Source organism: Inquilinus limosus MP06 (genome assembly GCF_000767795.1).
Classification (GTDB): domain Bacteria; phylum Pseudomonadota; class Alphaproteobacteria; order DSM-16000; family Inquilinaceae; genus Inquilinus; species Inquilinus limosus_E.
Map to the genome: position 1 here is coordinate 1 of NZ_JANX01000365.1, position 6,368 is coordinate 6,368.

Annotated in this window: 8 protein-coding genes; 5 read left to right on the top strand and 3 right to left on the bottom strand. The window is 71.1% G+C overall.

Annotated features, from left to right (window positions below; translation table 11 throughout):
- The 3 genes from P409_RS22995 to P409_RS23005 all read right to left on the bottom strand — a co-directional run.
- On the bottom strand, positions 1-1,308 hold a 1,308-nt coding region (locus P409_RS22995), incomplete at its 3' end, for an AAA family ATPase (protein ID WP_034844188.1).
- 20 nt (positions 1,309-1,328) lie between these two features.
- Entirely contained in the window at positions 1,329-1,973 is a 645-nt protein-coding gene (locus P409_RS23000) for a DsbA family protein (protein WP_034844190.1), read from the bottom strand.
- 40 nt (positions 1,974-2,013) lie between these two features.
- The gene (locus tag P409_RS23005; protein WP_034844191.1) at positions 2,014-2,478 is read right to left on the bottom strand and encodes a DUF721 domain-containing protein; all 465 of its coding nucleotides are present in this window, start codon (positions 2,476-2,478) and stop codon (positions 2,014-2,016) included.
- An 83-nt stretch (positions 2,479-2,561) separates the two neighbouring features.
- On the opposite strand from P409_RS23005, the gene mutY reads away from it, so the two are divergent.
- The 5 genes from mutY to P409_RS23030 form a co-directional block, all read left to right on the top strand.
- Positions 2,562-3,641 (top strand): A/G-specific adenine glycosylase, encoded by a 1,080-nt coding sequence (mutY, locus tag P409_RS23010; RefSeq protein WP_034844192.1) that lies wholly within the window; start codon positions 2,562-2,564, stop codon positions 3,639-3,641.
- A 214-nt stretch (positions 3,642-3,855) separates the two neighbouring features.
- Positions 3,856-4,413, top strand: coding sequence for a NifU family protein (locus P409_RS23015; RefSeq protein ID WP_034844195.1), 558 nt, complete (start codon positions 3,856-3,858; stop codon positions 4,411-4,413).
- Between the two features lie 120 nt (positions 4,414-4,533).
- A complete protein-coding gene (locus tag P409_RS23020; RefSeq protein ID WP_052121238.1) occupies positions 4,534-5,484 on the top strand; it encodes a glucosaminidase domain-containing protein in 951 nt (316 codons plus the stop codon).
- A 21-nt stretch (positions 5,485-5,505) separates the two neighbouring features.
- On the top strand, positions 5,506-6,093 hold the full coding sequence (locus P409_RS23025) for a malonic semialdehyde reductase (RefSeq protein WP_202964772.1): 588 nt from the start codon (positions 5,506-5,508) through the stop codon (positions 6,091-6,093).
- Positions 6,094-6,162: 69 nt separating this feature from the next.
- Positions 6,163-6,368: tRNA threonylcarbamoyladenosine biosynthesis protein TsaB (locus P409_RS23030; RefSeq protein WP_430515656.1), on the top strand; the 206-nt coding region annotated here is incomplete at its 3' end.

Sequence of the window (6,368 nt, forward strand, 5' to 3'; positions counted from 1 at the left end):
GTCGGCGCCGGCCAGCTCGGCTTCGACCTGGGCGATCTGGCGCAGCGCGTCCTCGTGCCGGCGGGCCAGGTCCAGGAGGCGGCCCTCCAGCTCGCGCTGGCGCTTGGCCAGGCTCTGCCGCCGGGCCTCGTCGCCGGCCGCAGCCTCGGTCAGTGCCGTCAGCTTTCCGTCCAGCGTGTCGACGATCTCGCGCTGCGTGTCGATCGCCACCCGCGCCTCGGCCTCCGCCTCGGCCTCGCCGGCGCTCTGGCGCTCGATCCGCTCGCGCTCCTCCTGCAGCTTGGCCAGGGCCTGGGCGGCGTCGGCGCCCAGCGACCGCTCGCGCACCAGATCGCCCGTCACCTGCTCCAGCCGGCGCTTGGTGTCCAGGATCGACTGGCTCAGCCGGCCGGCCTCGGCCTCCAGCGTCTCGCGCTCGACCAGGAGGCGCTGCAGCGCCGCGGCGGATTCAGCGTCAGCCTTGCGCAGGGCCGGCAGGGCGGCCGCGGCCTCCGCCTGCTCGGTGGTGCCGCGGGTGGCGGCGATCATGCGCTCGCGCACCACCTGCTCATTGGCGTCATAGGCACGCCGGGCCTCGGCATGGGCGATGCCGGCCGTGGTCCATTGCAGGTGCAGCAGCGTCGCCTCGACCTGGCGGATCTGCTCCGAGATGGTGCGGTAGCGCGCCGCCTGCCGGGCCTGCTTGCGCAGGCCGCCCAGTTGGGCATCCAGCTGCACCAGCACGTCGTCCAGGCGGACCAGGTTCTCCTCGGCCGAGCGCAGCCGCAGCTCGGCCTCGTGCCGGCGGCTGTGCAGGCCGGTGATGCCGGCGGCCTCCTCCAGGATCTGCCGCCGCTCCGCCGGGCGGGCCGAGATCATAGCCGCGATCCGGCCCTGGCTGACCAGAGCGGGGGAGGCGGGCCCGGAGGCATTGTCCTGGAACAGCAGCTGCACGTCGCGGGCGCGCACCGGCTTGCCGTTGATGCGATAGTCCGATCCGGTGCCGCGCTCGATCCGGCGGCTGACCTCGATGGTGTCGACCTGGTCGAAGCCGGGGGCGGTGCGGTCGCTGTTGTCCAGCGTGATCGTCACCTCGGCCAGGTTCCGCGCGGCCCGGCCGGTGGTGCCGCCGAAGATGACGTCGTCCATCTCCTGGCCGCGCATGCGCCGGGCGGAGTTCTCGCCCATCGCCCAGCGCAGCGCCTCGACCAGGTTCGACTTGCCGCAGCCATTCGGTCCGACCACGCCGGTCAGGCCGGGCTCGATGGCCACGTCGGTCGCGTCGACGAAGGATTTGAAGCCCGACAGGCGGAGCCGGGCGAAGTGCACGGCGGCGCGCTCCTAGGCGGTCAGTTGGTGGCGACGCCCTTCTCGGCGAGCTTCTTGTCGAAGATCGCCTTGAAGGTGTCGAAGCTGGCTTCGCCCTCGAGCTTCTCGCCCTCGACGACGAAGGTCGGGGTGGCGTTGACCTGGTACTCGGTCTGCGCCGCCTGCATGCCGTTGACGATGCCGTCGGCGATGCTGTTGTCGGCCAGGCAGGCGTCGAACTTGTCCTTCGGCAGGCCGGCCATGCCGCCGATCTGCACCAGGGCGGACAGGGCGGCATTCTGGTCGGAGACCGCCCAGCTCTGCTGCTGCTTGAACAGCACCTTGGCGATGTTGAAATACTGCTCGCGCGGGGCGCACCGCGCCATCATCCCGGCCCGCAGGTCCAGCCCGTTCAGCGGGAACTGGCGGAACACGAACTTGACCTTGCCGGTGTCGATGTAGCTCTTCTCGATCTGCGGCAGCACGTCGTTGGTGAAGGCGGCGCAGTGCGGGCAGGTGAAGGAGGCGAACTCCAGCACCGTCACCGGCGCGTCGGCCTTGCCGAGCACGTAGTCCTTGTCGGTGATCTTCGGATCCCAGGCCTTGCCGGAGTCCTGGGCGGAGGCCGATCCGGCCATGAATGTCGCGGCGGCCAGGGCCAGTCCGGCGAGCAGGGTCTTCAGCATCCGATGGTCTCCATGGGTCCGGGCCTCGCGCCCACAAATGTCATCGCGGTGGCGTCCGGGCATAGAGCGCCCGGCCGAAGGCCGCAAGTCGGGATTTCCACTCGGGGTCGTCGACCGATTCGAGCGGCCCGGCCAGCATCGCCTCTTCCGCCGGGGTCAGGGAACGGCGGCGCGGTGTCGCGGGCCGGCGGGCCAGGGGCGCCTGCAGCAGCTTGATGCGGACGATCGCGGCATAGCCGAAATGGCCGTTGATCCGCTCGATCAGCCGGTCCTGGTCATGCTGCAGCAGCAGGGCGTCGGCCGGGTCGACCCGCAGCGCCAAGGTGCCGCCGTCGCGCTTGCCGGCCGGAAAGCTCAGCTTTTCCGGCACCGCCTTGTCGGCCCAGTGGTCGCCGACCACCGACGGCCAGTCCGCGAACAGGCTGCCGATGGCGCTGCGCCCGCCGCCCAGCGCCTTGCGGGCCAGGGCGGGGACCAGGGCGGCCATGGATCGCGGATAGCTCATATCGGTGTCGTGACTGCGTGATCGAATTGCGGGACTCGCGCCCCTATAGTGGCGCAACGACCCCCCGAGCGGCAACGCGAGCCATGCCCGACACAGCCACGTCCGCCGATTTTGCTCCCGCCGGCTTCGCCCCGGCTCTCCTGGCCTGGTACGACCGGCACCGCCGCGTGCTGCCCTGGCGCGCTCCGCCCGGGCGGAAGGCGGATCCGTACCGGGTCTGGCTCAGCGAGATCATGCTGCAGCAGACCACCGTGGCGGCGGTGAAGGACTATTTCCTCGACTTCACCGGCCGCTGGCCGACCGTGGCCGACCTGGCCGCGGCGCCGGTGGAGGAGGTGCTGCGCGCCTGGGCGGGGCTGGGCTACTACGCCCGCGCCCGGAACATGCATCGCTGCGCCGTGCTGGTGGTGGAACGCCATGGCGGAGTGTTTCCGTCCACGGAGGCGGAATTGCGGCAGCTGCCGGGGATCGGCGACTACACCGCGGCGGCGATCGCGGCGATCGCCTTCGACCGGCCGGCGGCGGTGATGGACGGCAATGTCGAGCGGGTGATGGCCCGGATCTTTGCGGTGGAGACGCCGCTGCCGCCGGCCAAGCCGATCCTGAAGACCCATGCGGCGGCCCTGACGCCGAGGCATCGGCCGGGCGACTATGCCCAGGCGGTGATGGACCTCGGCGCCACCATCTGCACGCCGCGCAGCCCGAAATGCATCCTGTGCCCGTGGTCGACGCCGTGCCTGGCCCGAAAGCGCGGCATCGCCGAGGAACTGCCGGCCAAGCTGGCCAAGGCGCCGAAGCCGACCCGCCGGGCCGTGGCCTTCTGGCTGACCGATGCGCAGGGTAATGTGCTGCTGCGCCGCCGGCCGCCCAAGGGGATGCTGGGCGGGATGATGGAGGTGCCGTCCTCCGCCTGGATCGAGCAGCCGATGCCGGACCTCGCCGCGGTGCTGGCCGAGGCGCCGGGCGGATCCGGCTGGCGCCTGCTGCCCGGCCTGGTGCGGCACGGCTTCACCCATTTCGACTTCGAGCTGACCGTGGCGGCCGGCCGCCTCAAGGGCCCGGTCGAGGGCGCGATGCTGGTGCCGCCGGACCGTCTGGGCGAGGCCGGGCTGCCGACGGCGATGTGGAAGATCGCCCGCCATGCCCTGCGACATCTTGAATGACCGGGGCGGCGGCCACAAATCAGCCGTAATCACCGCCCCCTATCCGACCTCGTCGGGACGGTGAGGTTGCGCAAGTAACCGGTCCGGGGCGCTCAGCGGCGATTGGCGTGCGACTCTGATGCGCGCCGTTTCGTCTTGATCTTCCGGGCCGTCGTCTTCACCCTGCCGGCGCCGCGACCGAGAGGGCCGCGGCCTATCGAAGGAACCCGTGTCCATGTTCATCCAGACCGAGCAGACACCCAATCCGGCGAGCCTGAAGTTCCTGCCGGGCCGGGCCGTGATGGATGTGGGCACCGCCAACTTCCCGTCGGCGGAGTCGGCGGCGCGGTCGCCCCTGGCGCAGCGCCTGTTCGAGGTCGAGGGCGTCACCGGCGTCTTCCTCGGCACCGATTTCGTGACGGTTAGCAAGGCGGACACCATCGACTGGTACGTGCTGAAGCCCTCGATCCTGGGCGTCATCATGGAGCATTTCACCGCGGGCCGGCCGGTCATCCTGGCCGAGACGGCGGCGGAAGGCTCGGAGGGCCAGTCGGCGGAGGATTCCGAGATCGAAGCCCAGATCCGGGAGCTGATCGACACCCGCGTCCGGCCCGCCGTGGCCCAGGACGGCGGCGACATCATCTTCCAGGGCTATGACCACGGCGTGGTGTACCTGCACATGCAGGGCTCCTGCTCCGGCTGCCCCAGCTCGACCATGACGCTGAAGGCCGGCATCGAGAACATGCTGCGCCACTACATCCCCGAAGTGACGGAGGTGCGCGCCGTCGCCTGACGGCGGGCTGCGCTCCCCCCGGCGGCGCCCCCTGAAGACGAGGGGCGCCCGCGGACCCGGTCGTGCCGATAGGCGGGGCGCCCGGTGCCGCTTGCCCGGGCGCAACCAAGAACGAGGTCCATGCAGTTCCGTGTGTTTCGACCGGCCGCCGCCTTGGCCGGCCTTTTGCTGATGATGCCCCTCGCCGCCCTGGCCCAGCCGGCGGCCCCCGCCGATCAACCCGAGCTGCAGGTCGCCGACCTGCCGCCCCAACAGGAACAGGCGCTGCCAGCCTCGGCCGTGCCGCCGATCGACAAGACCTCGGACCTGGTCCTGAAGGTCGACAGCGCGGGCAAGCTCAGCGAGATCTTCGACAGCGCCGACTACGCCCTGGCCGATGTGCGGGATGGCGAGGCCGACGTGCCGCGCCTGCTGGTCGAGGCGATGCCGGGCGACCTGCGGCACCTCGATTCGACCGACCTGCGCAAGGACGTGTTCTTCAACACCCTGCTGCCGCTGGTGCTGCGGGTGAACGAGGACATCCGCCACGACCGCGACCGGCTGCTGGCCCTGCAGGGGCTGCAGCGCCTCGGCCTCGCCCCCTCGGCGGAATCCCGGGCCTGGCTGGCGGAGCTGAGCGCGCGCTACGAGGTCGCCGACGGCGACATCGACGCCCTGCTGCTGCGGGTCGACGTGATTCCGGTCTCTCTCGCCCTGGCCCAGGCCGCGGTGGAATCGGGCTGGGGCACCTCCTACAGCGCCCAGCGCCGCAACGCCCTGTTCGGCCAGACCGCGGGGTCTGCGGTGCGCTACGCCGCCTTCGACCGGCTGATCGACGGCGTCGCCTCCTACGCCCGCAACCTCAACACCCATCCGGCCTATTCCGGCTTCCGCGCCCGCCGCGCGGCGCTGCGAGCTGCGCGGCTGGAGCTTGACGGCTATGATCTGGCGTCGACCCTCACGCGCTATTCGACCCGCGGGACGGCCTATATCCGCGACGTTCGGGCCATGATCCGTGGGAACGATCTCGCCGAGCTCGATTCGGCGCGGCTTGCCGCGGATCGCGCGATCGGCTTACCTGCCGCCAGCTGAGATTTTCTGCGACATATGACCATGGCGCTCGACAAGATCGCGCTCGACACGCTGTTCCGCGAGGCCCGCGCGCGCTGCGTTTTCCACGACGAGGCGATTCCGGAGGCGACGCTCCGGGCGATCTACGACCTGATGAAGCGGGGCCCGACCAGCGCCAATTCCTGTCCGGCGCGGATCGTCTTCGTGACCTCGGAGGAGGGCCGGGCGGCGCTGCGGCCCGCGGTCGACCCCGAGGCGCTGGGCGCGACGCTGCAGGCGCCGGTGACCGCGATCGTGGCCTATGACTCGGCGTTTCACGAGCACCTGCCGCGGCTGCTGCCGGACGAGCCGGAGACGGCGATCCGCTTCGCCGCCCGCCCCGACCTGGCGCAGGAGACGGCGCATCGCGACGCGGCGATGCAGGCGGCCTATCTGATCATGGCGACGCGGGGCCTGGGCCTCGGCTGCTGGCTGGTGGCGGAGTTCGACCGCGCCAAGGTCGATGCCGCCTTCCTCTCCGGCACCCGCTGGCGCTCCAGCCTGCTGGTCGATATCGGCTATGTCGACCGCAACAAGGAATTTCCCCGCCGCCCACGCCTGGCCTTCGAGGAAGTCTGCCGGATCGTGTGAGCGCGTGTTCCGACCGATTGTCCTTATGAATTGCGCCCGACTGTCCCCTCCATCTGCGGAAGCCGCCGCATGATTGTGCTTGGCCTCGATGCAGCCGGCGCCGGCTGCGGCGTGGCGGTGCGGCGCGACGGGCAGACGGTGGCCGCGCGGATGGAGCCGATGGCCCAGGGCCACGCCGTCCGGCTGATGCCGCTGGTGCTGGAGGTGCTGGCCGAGGCCGGGATCGCGCCCGGCGACATCGACCTGTTCGGCATCACCACCGGCCCCGGCTCCTT